The organism is Streptomyces sp. NBC_00122 (assembly GCF_045160845.1).
In the GTDB taxonomy this organism is placed as follows: domain Bacteria; phylum Actinomycetota; class Actinomycetes; order Streptomycetales; family Streptomycetaceae; genus Streptomyces.
Genome location: NZ_CP108191.1, coordinates 6322730 through 6344151 on the forward strand (window position 1 = coordinate 6322730; position 21422 = coordinate 6344151).

At 70.8% G+C, this 21422-nt stretch carries 18 protein-coding genes; 6 read left to right on the forward strand and 12 right to left on the reverse strand.

Annotated elements, in window-relative coordinates:
- Positions 1-120: 120 nt before the first annotated feature.
- The 4 genes from OG737_RS28755 (at position 121) to OG737_RS28770 (ending at position 2917) form a co-directional block, all read left to right on the forward strand.
- Positions 121-1326 (forward strand): alpha/beta hydrolase, encoded by a 1206-nt coding sequence (locus tag OG737_RS28755; protein ID WP_405677172.1) that lies wholly within the window; start codon positions 121-123, stop codon positions 1324-1326.
- A gap of 143 nt (positions 1327-1469) precedes the next feature.
- Positions 1470-1844 (forward strand): hypothetical protein, encoded by a 375-nt coding sequence (locus tag OG737_RS28760; RefSeq protein WP_328929120.1) that lies wholly within the window; start codon positions 1470-1472, stop codon positions 1842-1844.
- 188 nt (positions 1845-2032) lie between these two features.
- On the forward strand, positions 2033-2416 hold the full coding sequence (locus tag OG737_RS28765) for a metalloregulator ArsR/SmtB family transcription factor (RefSeq protein WP_328930508.1): 384 nt from the start codon (positions 2033-2035) through the stop codon (positions 2414-2416).
- Positions 2417-2623: 207 nt separating this feature from the next.
- Positions 2624-2917, forward strand: coding sequence for an SHOCT domain-containing protein (locus tag OG737_RS28770; protein ID WP_328929121.1), 294 nt, complete (start codon positions 2624-2626; stop codon positions 2915-2917).
- A 93-nt stretch (positions 2918-3010) separates the two neighbouring features.
- Here the strand turns inward: OG737_RS28770 and OG737_RS28775 are convergent, their stop codons facing one another.
- From OG737_RS28775 to OG737_RS28805, 7 genes are all read right to left on the reverse strand, one after another.
- Positions 3011-3481 (reverse strand): DUF6325 family protein, encoded by a 471-nt coding sequence (locus OG737_RS28775; protein ID WP_328929122.1) that lies wholly within the window; start codon positions 3479-3481, stop codon positions 3011-3013.
- The gene (locus OG737_RS28780) at positions 3478-5352 is read right to left on the reverse strand and encodes a glycoside hydrolase family 15 protein (RefSeq protein WP_405677169.1); all 1875 of its coding nucleotides are present in this window, start codon (positions 5350-5352) and stop codon (positions 3478-3480) included. The genes OG737_RS28775 and OG737_RS28780 overlap by 4 nt, the downstream gene beginning before the upstream one ends.
- A gap of 88 nt (positions 5353-5440) precedes the next feature.
- Entirely contained in the window at positions 5441-5860 is a 420-nt protein-coding gene (locus OG737_RS28785) for an SHOCT domain-containing protein (RefSeq protein WP_328929124.1), read from the reverse strand.
- 86 nt (positions 5861-5946) lie between these two features.
- The gene (locus OG737_RS28790) at positions 5947-6780 is read right to left on the reverse strand and encodes a class II glutamine amidotransferase (protein WP_405677167.1); all 834 of its coding nucleotides are present in this window, start codon (positions 6778-6780) and stop codon (positions 5947-5949) included.
- 780 nt (positions 6781-7560) lie between these two features.
- Positions 7561-8007 (reverse strand): hypothetical protein, encoded by a 447-nt coding sequence (locus OG737_RS28795; RefSeq protein ID WP_328929126.1) that lies wholly within the window; start codon positions 8005-8007, stop codon positions 7561-7563.
- 117 nt (positions 8008-8124) lie between these two features.
- Positions 8125-8400, reverse strand: a complete 276-nt coding sequence (locus OG737_RS28800) for an isoamylase early set domain-containing protein (protein ID WP_328929127.1) — start codon at positions 8398-8400, stop codon at positions 8125-8127.
- 115 nt (positions 8401-8515) lie between these two features.
- Complete coding sequence (locus OG737_RS28805) at positions 8516-10660, reverse strand: SpoIIE family protein phosphatase (protein WP_405922153.1); 2145 nt, start codon at positions 10658-10660, stop codon at positions 8516-8518.
- A gap of 228 nt (positions 10661-10888) precedes the next feature.
- Here OG737_RS28805 and OG737_RS28810 point away from each other — a divergent pair, with 228 nt between their 5' ends.
- Both OG737_RS28810 and OG737_RS28815 read left to right on the forward strand, forming a co-directional pair.
- A complete protein-coding gene (locus OG737_RS28810; RefSeq protein WP_328929129.1) occupies positions 10889-12334 on the forward strand; it encodes a glyceraldehyde-3-phosphate dehydrogenase in 1446 nt (481 codons plus the stop codon).
- A 341-nt stretch (positions 12335-12675) separates the two neighbouring features.
- Complete coding sequence (locus OG737_RS28815; RefSeq protein WP_328929130.1) at positions 12676-13890, forward strand: S8 family serine peptidase; 1215 nt, start codon at positions 12676-12678, stop codon at positions 13888-13890.
- Positions 13891-13974: 84 nt separating this feature from the next.
- On the opposite strand, the gene OG737_RS28820 is transcribed toward OG737_RS28815, so the two are convergent.
- The 5 genes from OG737_RS28820 to OG737_RS28840 all read right to left on the reverse strand — a co-directional run bounded on the left by OG737_RS28820 (position 13975) and on the right by OG737_RS28840 (position 21296).
- The gene (locus OG737_RS28820) at positions 13975-14856 is read right to left on the reverse strand and encodes an ABC transporter substrate-binding protein (RefSeq protein ID WP_405681303.1); all 882 of its coding nucleotides are present in this window, start codon (positions 14854-14856) and stop codon (positions 13975-13977) included.
- 118 nt (positions 14857-14974) lie between these two features.
- Positions 14975-17047: an ABC transporter permease subunit gene (locus tag OG737_RS28825; protein WP_405922154.1), complete on the reverse strand. Its 2073-nt coding sequence runs from the start codon at positions 17045-17047 to the stop codon at positions 14975-14977.
- Between the two features lie 64 nt (positions 17048-17111).
- On the reverse strand, positions 17112-18227 hold the full coding sequence (locus tag OG737_RS28830; RefSeq protein WP_405677159.1) for a glycine betaine/L-proline ABC transporter ATP-binding protein: 1116 nt from the start codon (positions 18225-18227) through the stop codon (positions 17112-17114).
- Complete coding sequence (locus tag OG737_RS28835) at positions 18224-19795, reverse strand: GMC oxidoreductase (RefSeq protein ID WP_328929133.1); 1572 nt, start codon at positions 19793-19795, stop codon at positions 18224-18226. Before OG737_RS28835 ends, OG737_RS28830 begins: the two co-directional genes overlap by 4 nt.
- 16 nt (positions 19796-19811) lie before the next feature.
- The gene (locus OG737_RS28840; RefSeq protein WP_405677157.1) at positions 19812-21296 is read right to left on the reverse strand and encodes an aldehyde dehydrogenase family protein; all 1485 of its coding nucleotides are present in this window, start codon (positions 21294-21296) and stop codon (positions 19812-19814) included.
- Positions 21297-21422: the final 126 nt, after the last annotated feature.

The following is a 21422-nucleotide window of genomic DNA, read 5'->3' on the forward strand; positions in this document are numbered from 1 at the left end:
GCGCAGCGGGGTCAGAGGAACAGGTAGTGCACGCACATGGGAACAGCCTACTGCGGTGCGAACCGTCTCGTCTTGTTGATTTCCACAGGAGGAGAGCCGGGGGAGAAGGGGAGCCGGAGCATGCGGCGTGCGTACGTCGCCGCGTACGCCGACCTCGCGAAGCGGTGCGAGCGCCGTGAGCCGGAGCTGCTGCGCCACATCTCGACCGCCGACACCGCGCGCGATCTGGACCTGCTGCGCCGGGCGGCTGGGGAGGACCGGCTGCGCTACTGGGGCATCTCGTACGGAACCCTGCTCGGCGCGACGTACGCGAACCTGTTCCCCGACCGGGTCGGACGGCTCGTGGCCGACGGGAACGTCGACCCGCAGGCATGGGTGAACCGCGGCGCGGACGGCGAGCCCGAGCTGAACACCTTCCTGCGCCTCGGCTCGTACCTCGGCTCCGCCGACACCCTCGGTCAGTTCCTCGACCACTGCGGCCGCGCGACGGTGTCCCGGTGTGCGTTTTCCGCCGGGAGCCCGGCGGCGACCCGGGCCAAGTACGACACCTTGCTGGAGCGCCTCGCCGGGCGGCCGGTCGGGAGCTGGACGTACGCGCGCGCGGTGAACGAGGTGCGCAGCGGGCTCTACACGGTGCATCCGGGCTGGACGGGGACGGCCGGAACTCTGCAGTCGCTGTGGCAGGGACGGGTGCCGGCGGAGCCTCCGGCGCCGGCCGGGCCCGCCCGCCATCCGGGGTTCGAGCAGTCGCTCGCGGTGCTGTGCGCCGAAAGCCCCAACCCCGCCTCGTCCGGGCGCTATCCCGCGCTGGAGGAGCGGGCCGTGAAGCAGGCCGGGGCGCTCGCCCGGTGGTGGGCCTGGGCCAACGAGCCCTGCACCGCGTGGCCGGCCCGGGCGGCCGCCCCGTACACGGGCCCGTGGAACCGGACCACCGGGCATCCGGTGCTGGTGGTCAACGCGGTCTACGACCCGTCGACCCCTTACCGGGCGGGGCAGGCGATGGTCACGGAACTCGCGGGGGCCCGGCTGCTGACGCTCGACGGCTACGGGCACACCGCGCTGGACAATCCGAGTGCCTGTGTGAAGCGGCACGTGGTCCGGTACGTCCTGACCGGGGCGCTACCGCCGGAGGGGGCGCGGTGCGGGCAGGACACCCCGCCGTTCGGGACTGGGCGGGAGCGGCCGGCGGGAGCCGCGCCGGACCGTGCGGGCAAGGCGGGCGGGTGGTGGTACGCCGCACCCTTCACGTCCTGGCCGCAGCGGCCGCTGGGTCTCTTCCCGGCTCGTCCCGGCTGGACCTCGGCCGTGGTGCCGGGCGGATCATAGCCGGGCAGGGGTCGGTTTCCGCCGAATCCGTCATTCCGGGTGCAGAGCGGTGCACGCTCAGTAGCTTCTATCTGACAGACGGTCCTGCCCTGTTGGAACCGAGGGCCGGGCGTGAACAGAGAGCAGTGAGGGAGCGGACGGCGATGGCGAATGTGGAAGTCTCGTTGAAGGAGACGATGACCTCGATCGAGGGCGCGCTGGGTGTCGCGCTGGTGGACTACGCCAGCGGCATGGCCTTGGGTACCCTCGGCGGCGGGAAGGACCTCGATCTGACGGTCGCGGCGGCGGGCAACACCGATGTGATCCGGGCGAAGGTCCGCACCATGGAAATGCTGGGCATGAAGGACGAGATCGAGGATCTGCTGATCACGCTGGGCTCCCAGTACCACCTGATCCGGCTGCTCAAGAGCCGCGGGAGCAATGGACTGTTCCTGTACGTGGTGCTGGACAAGAACAATTCCAACCTGGCCATGGCGCGTCACCAGCTCAAGCGCATCGAGTCGGCGCTGGAGTTGTAACGCCGGATCATCAGGGCCCACGCATGCCCACAAGTTGAAGCTTTCTTCAACTCGGCACATCCGAAACCGGTCAAGTTCGGGCATGCGTGGCCCCAACGGACGCGACGATGGACACCGAAGACCGGCCGACTCGATGCCCCCGCGGCCGCGGCCGCGGTCCAAGCAACGCAGCAGGAGTGTTCGTGGGAGTGCAAGTACCGCTGTACCAGGCCAAAGCCGAGTTCTTCCGGATGCTCGGACACCCGGTTCGCATCCGAGTCCTGGAGCTCCTGCAGCACGGACCCGTGCCCGTACGGGACTTGCTGGCGGAGATCGACATCGAGCCGTCCAACCTCTCCCAGCAGCTGGCGGTGCTGCGCCGCTCTGGGATCGTCGTCTCCACCCGCGAGGGCGCCACGGTCAACTACGCCCTCGCCGGCGGCGACGTCGCAGACCTGCTGCGCGCTGCCCGGCGCATCCTGACCGAACTACTGGCAGGGCAGAGCCAGCTCCTGGCCGAACTCCGGCAGGTGGAACCGAGCCCCGCAGAAAGGGGGGCGGAAACCGATACGGCCGCGCACCTGGGCCGCTGAACCGCCGCGCATGGCGGCACCGCCAGTGCCGCAGTGGCTACGGTGCGTGGTGGTGCGCCTTGGTGACGAGGACCGTACGGCGGCACCCTGCCGCGGGCACCCGGTTCCCGGAGCGCGCGAAGCCTTCTGTCGGTGCGATGCTGGAAGAGAAGCGGAGGACCGGCAGCCGAGCTGTCCGGTCCGCCTCGTCAGCAAGGGAGGAACGACGTGCCTGGTCTTCTTCGAGGAGTAGCGCGCACCGCCGTGGTGGCCGGTACGGCGACGGCGGTTTCCAACCGGGTCTCGCGGCGCCAGGGAGGCCGGTGGGCCCAGCAGGATGCTCAAGCCGAGCAGCAGTCCGCCGCACCCGCGCCTGCCCCCGCACCCGCTGCCGCGGCCCCGATGGCCGATGACATGAGCAGCAAGATCGATCAGCTCAAGGAACTCGGAGCACTGAAGGATCAAGGACTTCTGACCGAAGCGGAGTTCGCGGAGCAGAAGAAGAAGATCCTCGGCGCCTGACCCTCCGGTCGTGCCGACCGGATCGCAGACCACGACGTACGCCGGAGGCCGGGACAGCGTCCCGGCCTCCGGCGTACGTCCGATGCCGCCCGGTCATTCCGTGGCGGGCGGGCTGCCGTTCTCGGCGGCCTCCACCGCGTCGATGGAGGCCAGCAGGGCCTGCACGGGGATGCGGCCGCTCGCCACCAGCTGCGCGCCACTGCGCCGCAGGGCTACGGCGAAGGGCGCCGCCCAGCGGTTCTCGTACACCATGATGGCGGCCGCGTTGCCGGGCTGCAGGGCGTTGCCGGCCTCCTCCAGGTCGTCCTGGCCCAGCAGCTCGGACGATGCGCCGTCGAAGACGGACAGGCTGAGCGTCCCCTCACCGTCCCCGGCTTCCGAGAGCTCCATGGCGGTCACGGTTCCGTCGGCGTCCTTCCTCACGAAGCGCAGGTCGAGGAGGCGGATGATCCCCCTGTCCACGAGGTCGACCAGCAGAGGGAACGCCTCGCCCGTCATCTTGTTTCCGGGGAACTCGACGACCACGTAGTCGACGGGGCCCATTTCTTCGATGTTGTCGCTCATGAGCGCTCCAAAGCGGTGTGTGCGGTCTGGTCGAGTGCGCTGTCGAGTGCGAGTGCCGCGGTGATGAGGGAGAGGTGGGTGAAGGCCTGCGGGAAGTTGCCGAGCTGCTCGCCGGTGAGGCCGACCTCCTCGGCGAAGAGCCCGACGTGGTTGGCGTAGGTGAGCATCTTGTCGAAGGCGTAGCGGGCCTGGTGGACGCGGCCGGCCCGGGCGAGGGCGTAGACGTACAGGAAGCTGCACAGGGAAAAGGTGCCCTCGGATCCCTGCAAGCCGTCGGGGGAGGCGGCGGGGTCGTAGCGGTAGACGAGGCTGTCGGAGACGAGTTCCCTGTCCATGGCGTCGAGGGTGGAGAGCCACCGCGGGTCCTTGGGGGCGATGAAACCGACGAGCGGCATCAGCAGCAGGGAGGCGTCCAGGACGGGGCTGCCGTAATGCTGGACGAAGGCCTGGCGTTCCTCGCTCCAGCCGCGGGTCATGACCTGCTCCATGATCGCGTCGCGCGCCGCCGTCCAGCGGGGCAGGTCGCCCGGGCGGGAGTGGGCCATGGCCTGGCGGATGCCGAGGTCGAAGGCGACCCAGCACATGAGCCGGCTGTAGGTGAAGTCCTTCTGGCCGCCGCGGGTCTCCCAGATCCCCTCGTCCGGGCGGTCCCACGTGTCGCAGAGCCAGTCCAGCAAGGAGGCGGAGCGCTGCCAGTCGTCGTAGCCGAGGACACCGCTGACCTGGCCGGTCTGGGCCAGGGCGAAGACGGCCTCGCCGTAGATGTCCATCTGCAGCTGGTCGGCCGCGCCGTTGCCCATACGCACCGGGGCGGATGCCTGCCAGCCCTCCAGGTGTCCGAGGACCTCTTCGGACAGGTGCGGGTCGCCGTCGACCCGGTACATGATCTGCAGGGGTTCGCCGTTGGGCGCGCCGCCGTCCCGCAGGCGGTCTTCGAGCCAGCCGCGGAAGGCGCCCGCTTCTTCGGTGAAGCCGAGATCGAGCATGGCGCGCACCGCGAGGGAGGCGTCACGGACCCAGGTGTAGCGGTAGTCCCAGTTGCGCTCGCCGCCCACCTGCTCGGGCAGCCCCATGGTCGCGGCGGCGATCGGCGCGCCTGTGGGCGCGTACGTCATGAGCTTGAGGGTGATCGCGGAGCGGTTGACCGTTTCCTGCCAGCGGCCGCGGTAGGTGCAGCGCCCGATCCAGTCGTGCCAGAAGCGGCACACGGCGTCGAACTCCTCCGTCATTCCGGCCACGCTCAGCGGCGGCGGGGCGGGGCTGTCGGCGCCGCAGACCGTCAGGACGACGGCAGCGCGTTCACCCTGGGCCAGGGTCACGGTCGCCCGTACGTCCACCTCGTCGGTCTCCAGGGCCACGGGGCCCAGGACCTGCAGGTGCGCGGTGATGCCGGGTCCGTCGAAGCGGGCGGTGGTGCCGTCGCACGTCAGGTCGTGCGGCGCCCGGCCGTAGTCGAAGCGCGGTCGGCACTCCAGCGTGAAGCGCACCGTCCCGCGCACCACGCGGAGGATCCGCACCACTTGGTGCCGGTCGGTGGCGGCCTGCGGTTCGTGGACGGGCATGAAGTCGACGACCTCGCCGACGCCTTCGTGGGTGAGGAAACGAGTGATGAGCACGGCGCTGTCGGCGAGGTAGAGCTGGCGGTTGATGACGTCGGCGTCGCTCGCGGGCTCGCCTTCGGAGGCGTCGGGCGCGTCCGCGGTGATCGCGAAGTATCCGCCGCGGCCGTGGTCGAGCAGGCCGGCGAAGACGCTGGGCGAGTCGAAGCGAGGCGAGCAGAACCAGTCGAGCACTCCCTCGGACGATACGAGGGCACAGGTCTGCAGGTCCCCGATCAGGCCGTGCTCGGCAATCGGCGGATACACGCGCATCGTTTCTCCAGGGTGGGCGCTGTCGCCGCCCGGCCGGGCGGCGACAGGGATCGCGGCGGGCGATTGCCGTGGCAGGAAGGACCGGATCTCAGGTCGAGAGGACCTTGGCCTTGGCGGTCTCGTACTCGGCCGCCGTGATGTCACCGCGGTTCTTCAGCTCGGCCAGCTTGGACAGTTCCTCGGCGTGGCTGGTGGGCCCGGCGCTCTCGCGCACGTAGGAGCGGAAGGCCTGCTCCTGCTGCTGGGCCCGCTGCATCTCGCGTTCGCCCATGCCGCGCCCCCGGGCGATCAGATAGACGAAGACGCCCAGGAAGGGCACCAGGATGACGAAGACGGTCCATCCCGCCTTGCCCCAGCCGCTCAGGCCGTCGTCACGGAAGACGTCACCGATGACGCGGAAGAGCAGCATGAACCAGAGGATCCACAGGAAGAAGATCATCATGGTCCAGAACGCGTTCAGCAGGGGGTAGTCGTAGTCCGCTGCCAGATCGAGTACAGAGTCCCGCATGGCCTGGTCTCCTGTCGCTTGTGACGGGCGGGCCGCCGCTGCCTCACCGGAGCCGGCGACGCCCCGCCTGGGGCTCGTTCACCGCGTCACGCGGGTATCGGGGCGAAGGGGTGCAGTGCGTCCGCCCCGGGCTGTACGAGGCCGTAGCTGCCCTCCGGGACCTCGTTCCAGGCGCCCGGCAGGTCGCCGAGGGGTTCGGACACGATGAGACGGGTCTCGTCGGAGACTTCCTGCAGGAAGGTCATATCGGGGTGGAGTTTGCGCAGCGATTCCACCTTGCTGCTGTAGAACAGCGACCGGGAAGTGCCCTGGGTGGAGTAGCGGAAGGCCCACACGGTTTCGCCGTTGGTCACCGCGACCGTCATCTGGAGCGGGAACTCCACGCCGTGTTCGCGCCCGGCGCGCTCCACCACCCCGGCCATTCGGGCCACGGCGGTCGGCGGGTCCTGGTCCAGGCCGAAGGTGAGGGCCAGGTGGAACATCACCTCGGAGTCCGTCGTTCCCTCGATGTCGGTGAACTGGGCGGGGTCGACGAGCAGGCACAGATCCCGGCGCATGAGGTGGAAACCGGCGATGGAGCCGTTGTGCATGAACATCCAACGGCCGTACCGGAAGGGGTGGCAGTTCGACCGCTGTACCGCTGTACCCGTCGACGCCCGGATGTGGGCGAAGAACAGCGGGGAGCGGACATGATCCGCGATTTCCCGCAGGTTGGCGTTGTTCCACGCGGGGCCGACGTCTTTGAGGAGCGCCGGGGAACTGTCCTCTCCCGTGTACCAGCCGATGCCGAACCCGTCGCCGTTCGTCGTCTCCACACCCATCTTCGAGTGCAGGCTCTGGTCGATCAGCGAGTGGGTGGGTTTGTACAGGATGGTGTCGAGCAACATGGGTGTTCCCGAGTAGGCGAGCCATCGGCACATACGCGATCACCTTGTTCCTACTGCACCGCGGGACCACCACTGCGTTCCCGTCCGTGCTGCGGGCGGCGCCGTCTGCTACCGGGCGCCTTCATCCGGCCATCTCATTCTCGTCTCGCTCACTGTGTATCGCCATCCGGGCCGGACACGGCCGCCCGGGGAACCGGCGCCCGCGAGGCGGGGCCTGCGGGCCGCCGGGCACCGTGCTCCCGGCCGGGCCCCCTGGGCGATCACGCTCAACTCACCGCGCCGGCGGGTGAAGTGGCTCGTCTTCGGATCCCGGCCTCGACCCACGTGCCGACGCCGCCGGTGCGGCCCCGGTGACCGGCGCGTCAGTGCGCGGCGGACGCTCACGTACATCAGGACTCCGCCCTCCCGCGCGCTTCGGGTGGCGCGTGGGAGGGCGGTTCGGGCGGAAGACTCATTGGGCTCCGAGGGACGGTGGTGAGGCAAGGGCGCTCATGACCTGCCGCACCGCTTCCATACAGGCCGCGCAGTGCCTCTCCTCCCTGGTTTCCGGGTCGGGGGCCGGGCCGGGGACGACCTGGCCGCACAGGGCAACGTGCTGAGCTCTTGGGATGACGTGCCAGCCGAGGCCGGTGACGGTGCACGCGGGACCTATACGCATCTCGTACATGGCTGCCTCCTCACGCCGGGGCGGGGCCGCTGGGCGTACTCCCAATAGGCCACCGCGCCGACCGGGGTGCGGGTTGTGAGCGGCCGTTCGGGTGACGCGGCCCCGCCCGGGGGAGGGCCTCCCGGCTCTTCGGGCCCTGCGTGGGGTCAGGCCGTGGCGGCGTGGGAGGGATCGGTGTCGCTGCACAGCGCCCAGATGATGAAGACGTCGACGGCGATCGAGATGATCGCCCAGAACGGCGTGTAGGGCAGCCACATGAAGTTGAGGACGATGCTGCAGGCGGCGAACGCCACACCCAGCGCCCGCGCCCAGCCCGCGAGCTTGAGGACGCCGATGCCGACGACGACGAGGATGATGCCGAGGATGAGGTGGATCCAGCCCCAGGCCGTCACGTCGAACTTGAAGACGTAGGCACCCAGGCGGGTGTAGACCTCGTCCTCGGCGATGCTGGTGATGCCCTTGATGATGGCCAGGGCGCCGTCCACCAGGAGCAGGACGCCGGCGAACATGGTGCCTCCCGCCGCCCAGGCGCTACGGCTGTCGTGCTGCCCGCTGGGAAAGCGCGGAGAGGCGGGGGTCGAAGGCTGTGCCATGAGGAGCTCCTTCATCGGACTGTGCGCCCGGAGGCGGGCGCCGCTATGAGGTGGGGGCGACCGGAAGGCCCGGCCGGACGGGCCGGCCGGGCCGACGGGGACGGGCCGACCGGTCCGTCAGGTGCGCAGGCAGCTGTTGACTCCGTCGTGGGTGTCCGCGTTCTCGTCGTTGAACCAGTAGTCGCCGGCTGCCAGGTACCGGAAGGAGTGCTCGCTCTTGCCGGGCAGGGTGACCGTGACCGCCCGGGTGCCGTCGCTGCGGGCTTCGAGGGGGTGGGCGCCGGGCTGCCAGTCGTTGAAGTCGCCCACCACACTGACCGGCCCGGGCGGGGCGTCGGCGGGCAGGACGAAGGTGACCTCGGTACGGCCCTTGCGCGGCTTGCGCTCCAGCATGGGATCGACTCCAGACGTCGTGACGGGTTGGGATCGAGACCATCCTCGGTACGGGACGGTCGATCCGCATTCCGGCGCAGCCGCCGCATCACCCTTCTGGCGCATCGTGCTGCCGTTAGGGCAGGAGGGCCTGTTCGGTCCAGACCGTCTTTCCGTCGACCGTGTACCGGGTGCCCCACCTCCTGGCCAGCTGGGCCACGATGAACAGGCCGCGCCCGCCTTCGTCGACCGTGCGGGCGTGGCGCAGACGAGGGGTGGCGGTGCTCGCGTCGTGGACTTCGCAGGTGAGGGTGCGGTCCTTGATGAGGCGCAGGTGCAGGGGCGGAGTTCCGTAGCGCAGCGCGTTGGTGACCAGTTCGCTGACGATCAGTTCGGTGGTGGCGGCGGTGTCCTCGTCCACCTTCCAGTCCGCGAGCTTCCGGCGGGTGTGCCTGCGGGCGGCGGCGGCCTCGCCGAGTTCGTGGCCGAGGACCCAGGTGGCCGTGGCGTCGGCGGGGAACGCGTGGGTGCGGGCGAGCAGGAGGACCGCGTCCCCCGGGCTGCTGCCGCGGCGGGCGTAGAGCGCGTCGTCACACAGGTCCTGGAGCGTCCGGTGGGGCTGAGTGAGGACATCCCGGAGCAGGGCGCGGTCGCCCTCGTCGCCGTCGCCGTCGCGGTCCGTGGAGTGGAGGGAGGGGGTGTACAGGGCCAGGATGCTGCCGTCGGTGAGTTCGGCGGTGGTGGTGGCGAAGGGCGAACCCTCCGCGCTGCCCAGGGCGGGTCCGATGGTGATGTCCGCGGTTTCGATCGTTCCGTCGGCGTGGACGATCACCGGCGGTGTGGGGTGACCGGCCGAGGCGAAGGTGCACGTGCGCGTGAGGGGGTCGTACACCGCGTAGACGCAGCTGGCGGAGAGCGGCTGCCGGTACATGGGGTCACCGGTGGGCAGAGCGGCGCGTTCTCCCGCCAGGAAGGCGGCCGTGTCGTTGAGGCGCGCGAGGAGCTCGTCCGGATCCAGCTCCAGTGCCGCGAGAGCGTGGATCACGGTGCGCAGCTGTCCCATGGTGGTGGCGCACTGGATGCCGTGGCCGGTGACGTTGCCGAGGACCAGGGCCGTGCGGGCGCCGGACAGGGCGATCGTGTCGAACCAGCCTCCCCCGCCGTCGGTGCCGGGTACGTGGAGGTGCGCGGTCTCCAGGGTGCTCTGCGGGGAGGAGCGGCCGGCCAGCAGATGGTGCTGGACCGTCGCGGCGATGGTGTGCTCGCGGGTGAAGCGCCGCGCGTTGTCGACGCACAGGGCGGTGTGGGCGGTCACGTCGCGTGCGAGGCCGATGTCGCCCTGGTCGTACGGATCGGACGGTGCGGTGCGGTAGAGGCTCAACAGGCCCAGGGCCGTCCCGCGCCACGCCAGGGGGGCCACGAGCAGGGTGTGGGCTCCGGACGCGCGGATCGCGGCGGCTCTCGGCGGGTCGTTCCCGAGCCACAGGCTGTCCTCGCCCAGTGGCACGAGCCGGGGCATGAGATCGGCCAGGGTCTGGGTGAAGGGAGTGGGGGAGTGGAGGCTCCGGACGTCGCCCACCGGGTGCGCCTGAGCCCAGTCCAGGCCCTCGCGGGCGCGGAAGGCCGCACGGCGCAACGGCACGTCCTGGGCGAGCGGCCCGCTCGGGGGCTCCTCACCGCGCACCACCGCATCCACCACCTCGACGACGGCTACATCGGCGAACGCCGGCACCAGGGTCTCCACCAGCTCCTGGCAGGTGGAGATCACATCGAGGGTCTTGCCCACGTTCTCCCGCACGCTGTCCCGCACGCGCAGCCGGGCCCGCGCCTCTTCCCGGTCCGTGACGTCGACCACCGCGAGGGCGGCCCCCAGGACCGTCCCCTCCGGGTCCTGCAGGCGGAACACCGAAACCGAGTACGTCCTCTCCCGGCCGTGATCGGCCGCGAGCCGGTAGCCCACCAGCCGATCGCGCACGGCCACCCCGCTGTCCAGCACGCCGCGGACCATCGTCTCCACTTCCTCGGGTGCGGAGAGGCTCGCGAACTCCGGTACGGAGAGATCGGCGAGCGCGTCGATGAAATGCCGCCCGAGGATCCGCTCGGCAGGCACGCCGTGCATGGCCCGGGTGGCGGTGTTGACCCGCACCACCCTCAGCTCCGTGTCCAGAACCTGCAGGCCCACCGGTGACTGGGTGAACAGGGCATCCAGCACCGCCGGCCCCAGGTCCTCCGGAACGCCCTGCGGCAGCCGCCGGAACGGATCATGGTGCGCCACAGCCATCACCTCCTGTACCAGCCTGCCCGACGGAGCTGCCCGCGGCCGTCCGCGATACCGGGACGTACCTCGATCAGCCCCTTCTCCGACCTGGCTGGAGCCCTGGTGGAGTCCGAGCTGACCAGGGATTTCGTAGCGGAGGGGATCAGCGGGAGCGTGCGGGCGGCACCCCTTGAGTGGCCAGAGAAGCGGGGAGGTAGCATATGAGCGCCGCCTAGCTCGAAAGATAAACCTGTGACTGTCAAAGACGACTCGTTCACCAACTGGAAGAACCGCGAGGAGATCGCGGAGTCGATGATCCCGATCATCGGGAAGCTGCACCGGGAGCGGGACGTAACGGTCCTGCTGCACAGCCGCTCCTTGGTGAACAAGTCGGTGGTCAGCATCCTCAAGACCCACCGGTTCGCCCGCCAGATAGCCGGCGAGGAGCTCTCGGTCACCGAGACCCTGCCGTTCCTGCAGGCGCTCACCACCCTCGATCTCGGCCCGTCCCAGATCGACATCGGCATGCTCGCCGCGACGTACAAGAGCGACGACCGTGGCCTGTCGGTGGAAGAGTTCACCGCCTCCGCCGTCGCCGGCGCCACCGGCGCCAACAAGATCGAGCGCGCCGCCGGCCGCGACGTGGTCCTCTACGGCTTCGGCCGCATCGGCCGCCTCGTCGCCCGCCTCCTCATCGAGAAGGCCGGCTCGGGCAACGGCCTGCGCCTGCGCGCCATCGTCGTCCGCGGCGGCGGCGAGGCGGACCTCGTCAAGCGCGCCTCGCTGCTGCGCCGCGACTCCATCCACGGCCAGTTCCAGGGCACCATCACCGTGGACGAGGCGACGAGCACGATCATCGCCAACGGCAACGCGATCAAGGTGATCTACGCCAACGACCCGTCGGAGATCGACTACACGGCGTACGGCATCAACGACGCCATCCTCATCGACAACACCGGCAAGTGGCGCGACCGCGAGGGCCTCTCGCTGCACCTGCGTCCGGGCATCGACAAGGTCGTCCTGACCGCTCCGGGCAAGGGCGACGTCCCGAACATCGTGCACGGCGTCAACCACGACACGATCAAGCCGGACGAGCAGATCCTGTCCTGCGCCTCCTGCACGACCAACGCGATCGTCCCGCCGCTGAAGGCCATGGACGACGAGTACGGCGTCCTGCGCGGCCACGTCGAGACCGTCCACTCGTTCACCAACGACCAGAACCTGCTGGACAACTACCACAAGGCCGACCGCCGCGGCCGCTCCGCGCCGCTGAACATGGTCATCACCGAGACCGGCGCCGCCTCCGCCGTCGCCAAGGCGCTGCCCGACCTCAAGGCGCCCATCACCGGCAGCTCGATCCGCGTCCCCGTCCCGGACGTCTCGATCGCCATCCTCAGCCTGCGCCTGGGCCGCGAGACCACCCGCGAGGAGGTCCTCGACTACCTCCGCGACGTCTCGCTGCACTCGCCGCTGAAGCGCCAGATCGACTTCACGACCGCTCCCGACGCCGTCTCCATGGACTTCGTCGGCTCGCGCCACGCCTCGATCGTCGACGCCGGCGCCACCAAGGTCGACGGCGACAACGCGATCCTCTACCTGTGGTACGACAACGAGTTCGGCTACTCGTGCCAGGTCATCCGCGTCGTCCAGCACGTCTCCGGGGTGGAGTACCCGACCTACCCGGTTCCGCTGGTCTGATCCGCACAGCCGACCGCCGACTGCCGCCCAGAGCGGCGGTCGGCGGTTTGCTTTCTGGCTGCGGAATGTCATGGACATGACATTCATGAGTGGTGTGTTCGCTAACGCATCGACAAGTGTCGTCCATGTGTGGGTAGTTCGAAGAGTGTGGCCATTGTGGGGGGCCGACGGGGAGGTCTCTTTGAGAAAGCTTGTTGAATAACGCTGACGGCCGGGGCGGCCTTGAATCAACTCCGTTAATCGGTCAGGGTTTCGATCTGACCCCGGGAGATCTTCCGGTCCGGAGGGGTCACGCAACACGCATTGACGCCCCACACGTCAACACGAGGAGCACTCTCTTCATGTCAACTCGACTGCACGCACGCACCCGTTCGCGCGGCTTCCGGATCCTTGCAGTAGCCACGGGAGTCGCCACTGCAACCGGTGTCTGCATGCTCTTATCCCCCCTCGCCGGCGCGACCGCTCCGGCCGAGGGAACGGTGTACGGGCTCGGCGCACCTGGAGCGCTCAGCGGCAGCTACATCGTCATCCTCGACAAGAACGCGGACCAGCAGGCACTCGCCAAGAAGTACGGCGGCGAGCTGAAGCGCACCTACACGTCCGCCGTCAACGGCTTCTCCGCGTCCGGCCTTTCGGAGACCGGGGCCAAGCGGCTCGCCGCCGACCCGGCGGTGGGCAAGGTCGTCCAGAACAAGAAGTTCTCCATCAACAGCACCCAGGACAACCCCCCGTCCTGGGGCCTCGACCGCATCGACCAGAAGGAGACGGCGGGGGACAAGAAGTACACGTACCCCGACGCGGGCGGCGACGGGGTCACCGCGTACGTCATCGACACCGGTGTACGCATCACCCACAAGGACTTCGGCGGTCGCGCCCAGCACGGCTTCGACGCCGTGGACAACGACGACAGCGCCGACGACGGCAACGGGCACGGTACGCACGTCGCCGGGACCATCGCGGGCACCTCCCACGGGGTGGCCAAGAAGGCCAAGGTCGTCGCCGTCCGGGTGCTCGACGACAACGGGTCGGGCACCACCGAGCAGGTCGTGGCGGGCATCGACTGGGTGACGAAGCATCACAGCGGGCCGTCGGTGGCCAACATGAGCCTCGGCGGGGGCGCCGACGAGGCGCTCGACGAGGCGGTGCGCCGGTCGATAGCCTCCGGCGTCACCTTCGCCGTCGCGGCGGGCAACGAGTCCTCCGACGCCGGACAGGGCTCTCCCTCGCGGGTCAAGGAGGCCGTCACGGTGGCCTCCAGCGCGGCCGACGACTCACAGTCCTCGTTCTCCAACTTCGGCTCCGTCGTGGACCTCTACGCGCCGGGATCGGAGATCACCTCTGACTGGAACGACAGTGACACCGGTACGAAGACCATCTCCGGCACCTCGATGGCGACCCCGCACGTGGTCGGGGCGGCAGCCCTCTACCTGGCCGGACACAAGGACGCGTCGCCCGCGCAGGTCGCACAGGCCCTGACCGAGGGGGCGACCGCGGGGAAGATCAGCAACCCGAGCAGCGGAACCCCGAACAAGCTGCTGAAGGTGTCCGCGCAGTAGGCGCAGCCGCCCGCAGGAACACCGAGGCCGTCGCACCCGAGGGGGGATGCGGCGGCCTCGGCGCGCGTCAGGGAGGGAAGCCCCTCAGCCCACCCACGGCTTCCAGACCGCCTCGTTGCGCTCCACCCACTTCTTCGCCGCCTGCTCCGGCGGCAGCTTCTCCTCGGCGATCATCAAAGCCACCTCGTTCTGTTCCTCGACGCTCCAGCGGAACTTCTTCAGGAACGCGGCGGCCTTCCCGCCCGACTCCGCGAAGCGCGTGTTGAGGTACTTCTGCAGCGGCGTGTGGGGATAGGCACAGGCCACCTTCTGCGGGTCGGCGTCGCAGCCCTCTTGGTACTCGGGCAGCTTCACCTCCGTCATGGGGACCCGTTCGAACAGCCACTGCGGCTTGTACCAGTAGGTGAGGAAGGGCTTGTGTTCCTTCGCGAACTGCCTGATCTGGGTGATCTGGGCGGCCTCGGAACCGGCGAAGACCACCTCGAAGTCCAGGTCCAGATTCTTCACCAGCGCCTTGTCGTTCGTGACGTACGACGGAGAGCCGTCAAGCAGCTGGCCCTTGCCGCGGCTCTCTGCGGTGCGCAGCTGGTCGGCGTACTTGTCGAGGTTCTTCCAGTCGGTGACGTCCGGATGCGCCTCGGCGAAGTACGTCGGGACGAACCAGCCGATGTGCCCGGTCACGCCCAGTTCGCCGCCCCGGGTGATGGTCTTCTTGTTCTCGACGTACCGCTTCTCCTGCTCGGGGTGGCCCCAGTCCTCCAGGATCGCGTCGACCCGGCCCTGGCTGAGCGCGTCCCACGCGGGGACCTCGTCCACCTGGACGGTGTCGACGCGGTAGCCCAGCTCGTGTTCGAGCAGGTAGGCGGCGACGGCGGTGTTCGCCTGGGCGCCGACCCAGGACTGGACGGACAGGGTGACGGTCTTCGCGCCCTGCGCGGCGGCGTACGGAGAGGCCTGGCGCGTCATGTCGGCCGCGCCGCAGCCGGTGAGCACGGCGAGGGCCGTGCCGGTGGCGATCGCGGCGGGGAGCACGGCGGCGGCCCGTCGGCCCCGGCGGCCGGGCGCATGGTGTCGGATCGGCATGTCAGGCCTCCTTCGCGGGCTGGGTGACGCGGTCGAGCAGCAGGCCGAGGCAGACGATCGCGGCGCCGGCGACCAGGCCGGTGGCCAGGTCGCCCTGCGCGAGGCCGAGCACGACGTCGTAACCGAGCGCGCCGCCTCCGACCAGGCCGCCGATGATGACGACGGCGAGTACCAGAACCACAGCCTGGTTCACGGCCAGCAGCAACGCGGGCCGAGCCAGCGGCAGTTGGACCTGCCGCAGTTGCTGTGACCCGGTGGCGCCCAGCGAGCGGGCCGACTCCAGGGCCGCGGGGTTCACGTCGCGCAGTCCCTCGGTGGTGATGCGTACGACGGCGGGTAGCGCGTACACGACGGCGGCGGCCGCCGCCGGAGCGCGGCCCACGCCGAACAGGGCGACCACCGGGATGAGGTAGACGAACTGGGGCATGGTCTGGCACACGTCGAGCACCGGGCGCAGCAGCCGCTGGGCGCGGGCGCTGCGGGCGGCGCCGATGCCGATGGTGAAGCCCAGGACGAGGGTGAGGGCGACGGCGGCCAGCACCTGGGAGAGCGTGTCGAGGGCGGGCTCCCACACGCCGAGGACGCCGATGGCGGCCAGGGCGACTACGGCGGTCAGCGCGGAGCGCCAGGTGCCGACGATCAGGCCCAGTACGGCGACCAGGAGCAGGAGCAGCCACCACGGCGCGGCCTGCAGTCCGGAGCGCAGCGGGTCGAGGATCCAGCTGGTGAAGCGGGCCGCCCAGTCGGCGGTGCCGCCGACGACGGGCACCCCGGAGTAGAGGTGACCGGTCATCCAGGCGACCGCCCGGTTGACCGGCTCCGCGATCGGCACGGTCCACGCCCCGGGCCACAGGGAGCTGCCCGCCATCCGGCCCGCGACCGCCACGGCGACGGCCGCCAGGACGGTGAGCAGCCGTCCGTACCAACCCGAGAACACCCTTCTCAGCAAGGGCTGTTCGGCGGGGGGCGCCGGTGGGACCGACAGGCGGGTGCCCGCCGCTTCGGTGGTACGGTCCAGGACCACGGCGAGCAGCACGATGGGGACGCCGGCCGCGAGCGCGGCACCGACGTCCACCGAGGCGAGAGCCTGGTAGACACGGTCGCCGAGGCCGCCCGCACCGATCACGGAAGCGATGACGGCCATCGACAGCGCCATCATGACCGTCTGGTTGACGCCGAGCAGCAGCTGCCGGTGGGCCAGCGGGAGCCGCGCGGTGAGCAGGCGCTGGCGCCCGGTCGCGCCGAGCGAGGCCGCTGCCTCCAGCACCCCGGCGTCGGCCTCGCGCAGGCCCAGGGCGGTGAGCCGGGCCATCGGCGGGGCCGCGTACACCACCGTGGCGAGCACGGCGGCCGGTACGCCGATGCCGAAGACCAGCACCATCGGCAGCAGATACGCGAAGGCGGGGAGCACCTGCATGGTGTCGAGGACCGGGCGCAGCGCGCGGTCGGCGCGCGGCGACAACCCGGCGGCGAGACCCAGCAGCGCGCCGACCGCGACGGAGGCGGCGACGGCCACGACCATCAGGGCCAGGGTCTGCATCGTGGGCACCCACATGCCGAGCAGGCCGCAGGCGGCGAAGGCGGCCACGCAGGTGACGGCGAGCCGGACGCCGGCCAGGCGCAGGGCGATCAGGCCCGCCAGGGCGGTGACGCCGGTCCAGCCCGCGGCGAGCAGGACGACGTACACCGCGCGGACGGACACCACCACGGCATTGCTGACGTGCCCGAAGAAGTAGAGGAAGAGCGGATGGCCGTCCCGGTTGTCGATGATCCAGTCCCCGGCCCGGCCGAGCGGCCCGGAGAGGTCGACGGCGAGGGCGGCCGGCCAGCTGCCGGCGCCCGGGAACGCCATCGCGAGCGGGAGCAGCACCGCGGCGAAGACGGCGAGGGGCAGGACCCTGCGGCCGGCGCGGCGGTGGAACAGCAGGGCCTTCAGGCGGCCGCCGGGCGACCCGGCGGCCGCGGACCGCGGGCGATCGGGCCGTCCGCCCGTGCCCGGCCGGGCCGTCCGTCCGGATCCTGCGGACCGGTCCCGCCCTCCGGGGTCCCGTACGGGTGTGGTGGTCGCGGTCATCCGCGCCACCTCCCTGTGACGGGGACGGTGCCTCGGACGGGGACGGCGCGGCGGGGACGGCGCGTCATGCCGCCACCCCCCGCCCGGTCGCGGCCGCCGGCAGCCCGGCCACCACGGCGAGCAGCCCCGCGTCGTCGACGACACCCAGGCACCGGCCGTCGTCGACGATCCGCGCCGGACCGCCGCTGCGGGCGACCGCCTCGATGGCTTCCGCCACCGTGGCGGCGGGGGTGAGCGCGGGGCCCTCGCCGGCCTCGTCGGCCGTCGCGGGGCGCATCGCGCTGCGTACGGTGAGCACCTGCTCGCGCGGCACGTCGCGGACGAAGTCCCGCACGTAGTCGTCGGCGGGCGAGCCCACGATCTCCTCGGGGGTGCCGAGCTGCACGATCCGCCCGTCGCGCATCAGCGCGATCCGGTCGCCGAGGCGCAGCGCCTCGGACAGGTCGTGGGTGATGAAGACCATCGTGCGGCCCTCCTCGTGGTGGAGCCGGGCCACCTCGTCCTGCATCTCGCGGCGGATCAGCGGATCGAGCGCGCTGAACGGTTCGTCGAACAGCAACACTTCAGGATCGGCGGCCAGGGCGCGCGCGAGACCGACCCGCTGCTGCTGACCGCCGGACAGCTGGCCGGGACGGCGGTCCTCAAGGCCTTCGAGACCGACCTTGGTGATCATCTCGGCGGCCTTGGCGCGCCGGTCGGACCGGCTCACGCCCTGGATCTCCAGGCCGTAGGCAACGTTGTCGAGGACGGTGCGGTGCGGCAGCAGTCCGAAGTGCTGGAAGACCATGGCGGCGCGGTGGCGGCGCAGTTCGCGCAGCCGGGCCGGGTCCATGGCGAGGACGTCCTCGCCGTCGATGGCGAGGGACCCGGCCGTGGGCTCGATCAGCCGGGTCAGGCAGCGCACCAGGGTGGACTTGCCCGAGCCGGAGAGGCCCATGACGACGAAGACCTCCCCCTTGCGGACGTCGAAGGTGACGTCACGGACGGCGGCGGTGCAGCCGGTCCGCTCCCGCAGTTCGGCGGCCGGCAGCCCGGCGTGCTCGGAGCCCGGCACGCGCGCCGCCTTGCGAGGCGGGCCGAAGACCTTCCACAGGCCCTGGATGGAGAACACGGGAGCGGCGTCGGCGTCGGGGCCGCCGTCCGCGCCGGGAGCGGTGGAGCCGGTATGGACCGCGGTCACCGGACCTCACCGCCCAGGAGTTCGGCGGCCTTCTCGCCGACCATCAGCACTCCGATCATCGGGTTCACCGCGGGCATCGTCGGGAAGACGGAGGCGTCCGCGATGCGGATGCCGTCGAGGCCCCGCACCTTCAAGTCAGGTCCCACCACTGCCCGTTCGTCGTCGGCGGCGCCCATCTTGCAGGTGCCGGCCGGGTGGTAGACGGTGTGCGCCACCGAGCGGGCGTACGCGCTCAGCGCCTCGTCGTCGGTGATCTCGGGGCCCGGGCACACCTCGCGCCCCAGCCATCCGGCCAGCGGCTCGGCCGCGGCGATCTTCCGGGCCAGCTTGATGCCGTCCACCAGCGTCCGGGCGTCGTAGTCGTCCTCGTCCGTGAAGTAGCGGAAGTCGAGGGCGGGCTTGACCTCGGGGTCCGCGCTCGTGAGGTAGAGACGCCCGCGGCTGCGCGGCTTGGGGATGTTGGGAGTCAACGAGACGCCGTGCGCCGGACGTTCGTAGCCGAGGCGCTCCGGGTTGTCGGTGAACGGGATCTGGTAGAAGTGGAACATCAGGTCGGGCCCGGGGGAGTCCGGGTCGCGCCGGACGAACAGCCCCGCGTCGCTGTCCATCGCCGAGTTCTCGGGGATCGGACCGTCCGTCTCCCAGACGATCACGGACTCCGGGTGGTCGAGGAGGTTCTCGCCGACTCCCGGCAGGTCGTGGAGGACGGGAATGCCGAGTGCCTCCAGGTCCGCGGCGGGGCCTATGCCGGAGTGCAGCAGCAGGCGCGGGGTGTCCACGGCGCCCGCGCACACCAGAACCTCGCGACGGGCGCGGATCAACGATTCCGTGCCGTCCGCGGCACGGACGTGGACCCCGCGCGCCCGGGTGCCGTCCAGCTCCAGGCGGTACGCCCAGGTCTCCAGCAGGATGCGCAGGTTGGGCCGGTCGTCCATGACCGGGTGGAGGTAGGCGACCGAGGCCGACGAGCGCTTGTTGTCCTCGGGGTGGTAGGCGAGGTCGAAGAATCCGACGCCCTCGTGGAAGGGCTTGCGGTTGAAGCCCTCGACGAGGGGCACTCCCAGCGCGCCCCGGGCCGCGTCCACGAAGTCGCGGGCGATGGCGTTGCGGTCCGCCTCGCCGACCGGAACGATGTTGTTGAGGAGCCGCTCGAAGTACGGGTCCATGGCGGCCGCGTGCCAGCCCTCGGCGCCCGCCCGCGACCATTCGTCCCAGTCGGAGGGGAGCGGCTTGAACGCGATCAGGGTGTTGTGCGAGGAGCAGCCGCCCAGGACGCGTGCCCGGCTGTGCCGGATGTGCGAGTTGCCGCGCGGCTGCTCGGTGGTGGGGTAGTCGTAGTCGAGCTCGCCGCCGAGCAGGCCCATCCAGCGGCGCAGGGTGAGTACGTCGGGGCGGTCGACGTCGCTCGGTCCGCCCTCGATGACGGCGACGGTGACGTCGGGGTCCTCGGTCAGGCGGGAGGCGATCACCGAGCCGGCGGTGCCGCCTCCGACGATGACGTAGTCGAATTCCCGGCCGTGGCCGTGGCCGTCGCCGTGGTTGTCGTGGTGCGTGGTGGTCGTGTTCATGTCTCTCCTGCCCCCGTCAGCCCGCGAACCAGCGCACGGGGCGCGGAGCGAGGTTCTCGTACACGTGCTTGGTCTCCCGGTACTCGGCCAGGCCCGACGGGCCGAGCTCGCGGCCGATGCCGGACTTCCCGAAGCCGCCCCACTCGGCCTGCGGCAGGTAGGGGTGGAAGTCGTTGATCCAGACGGTGCCGTGGCGCAGCCGGCCGGCCACCCGACGGGCGCGGTCCCGGTCCGCCGACCAGACGGCACCGGCGAGGCCGTACTCGGTGTCGTTGGCGAGCGCGACGGCCTGCTCCTCGGTGCGGAAGGTCTCCACGGTCAGGACCGGTCCGAAGACCTCCTCGCGCACGACGCGCATCTCGCGGTGGCAGCGGTCGAGGACGGTGGGCCGGTAGAAGTAGCCGGGGCCTTCCGGTCGTTCGCCCCCGGCGCGCAGTACGGCGCCCTCGGCGAGCGCGGAGGCGACGTAGGACTCGGTCCGCGCCAGCTGGGCGGCGGAGACCAGCGGGCCGCATTCGATGCCCGGATCGGTACCGCGGCCGATGCGGATCTTCTCGGCGCGGCGGGCGAGTTCGGCGACGAAGCGCTCGCGCAGGGACTCCTCGACGATCAGGCGTGAGCCGGCCGAGCACACCTGGCCGCTGTGCATGAAGGCGGCGTTGAGGGCCTGGTCGACGGCGGTGTCGAAGCCGTCCGCGGTGGCGCAGGCGTCGGCGAAGACGACATTGGGGTTCTTGCCCCCGAGTTCGAGGGCGACCTTCTTGACCGTGTCCGCGGCCGCGCGCATGACCTTCGTACCGCTGGTCAGTCCGCCGGTGAAGGAGACCAGGTCGACGTCGGGATGGGCGGCGAGCCGGGCGCCGACCGGATCGCCCGCCCCCGTGACCAGATTGGCGACTCCGGCGGGCAGGCCCGCCTCGGCCAGCAGCTCGATGAGGACCACCGTGGTCAGCGGGGTGAGCTCGCTCGGCTTGATCACGAAGGTGTTGCCCGCGGCCAGGGCCGGGGCGATCTTCCAGCTGGCCTGGAGCAAGGGGTAGTTCCACGGGGTGATCAGGGCGCACACCCCGACCGGCTCGTGCACGACGACGCTGTGGATGTCGGGGGATCCGGCGTCCACGACCCGGCCCGCGCTCTCCTCGGTGACGAGGTCGGCGAAGTAGCGGAAGGCGTCGCTGACGCAGTCCACGTCCGCGCGGCCCTCTTCGAGCGTCTTGCCCGCGTCCCGGCTCTCCAGGAGACCGATGCGCTCACGGTCGCGCTGGAGCAGGTCGGCCGTGCGGCGCAGCAGTGCCGCACGCTCCGCGACCGGGGTGCCCGGCCACTGCCCGCCGTCGAACGCGGCCCGTGCGGCGCCGACCGCCGCGTCGGTGTCGGCGGTGGCGCCCTCCGAGACCACGGCGAGGACGGTGGCGTCCACGGGATCCAGGACTTCCCTGGTGGCTCCAGAGGCCGCGGACCGCCAAGTCCCGGCTGTGTAGATCGTCTTTTGCTCCGACACGACGCGCTGTACCTCCGGTTTCGCCACCGCGGCGAACCCGCGGCGATCTGGCAATCACCGCGCATGCCCCCCGACCCGGAAGTCATGTCCCATCCGCCACTTGAAGTGACTGGAGTCACGCGGACC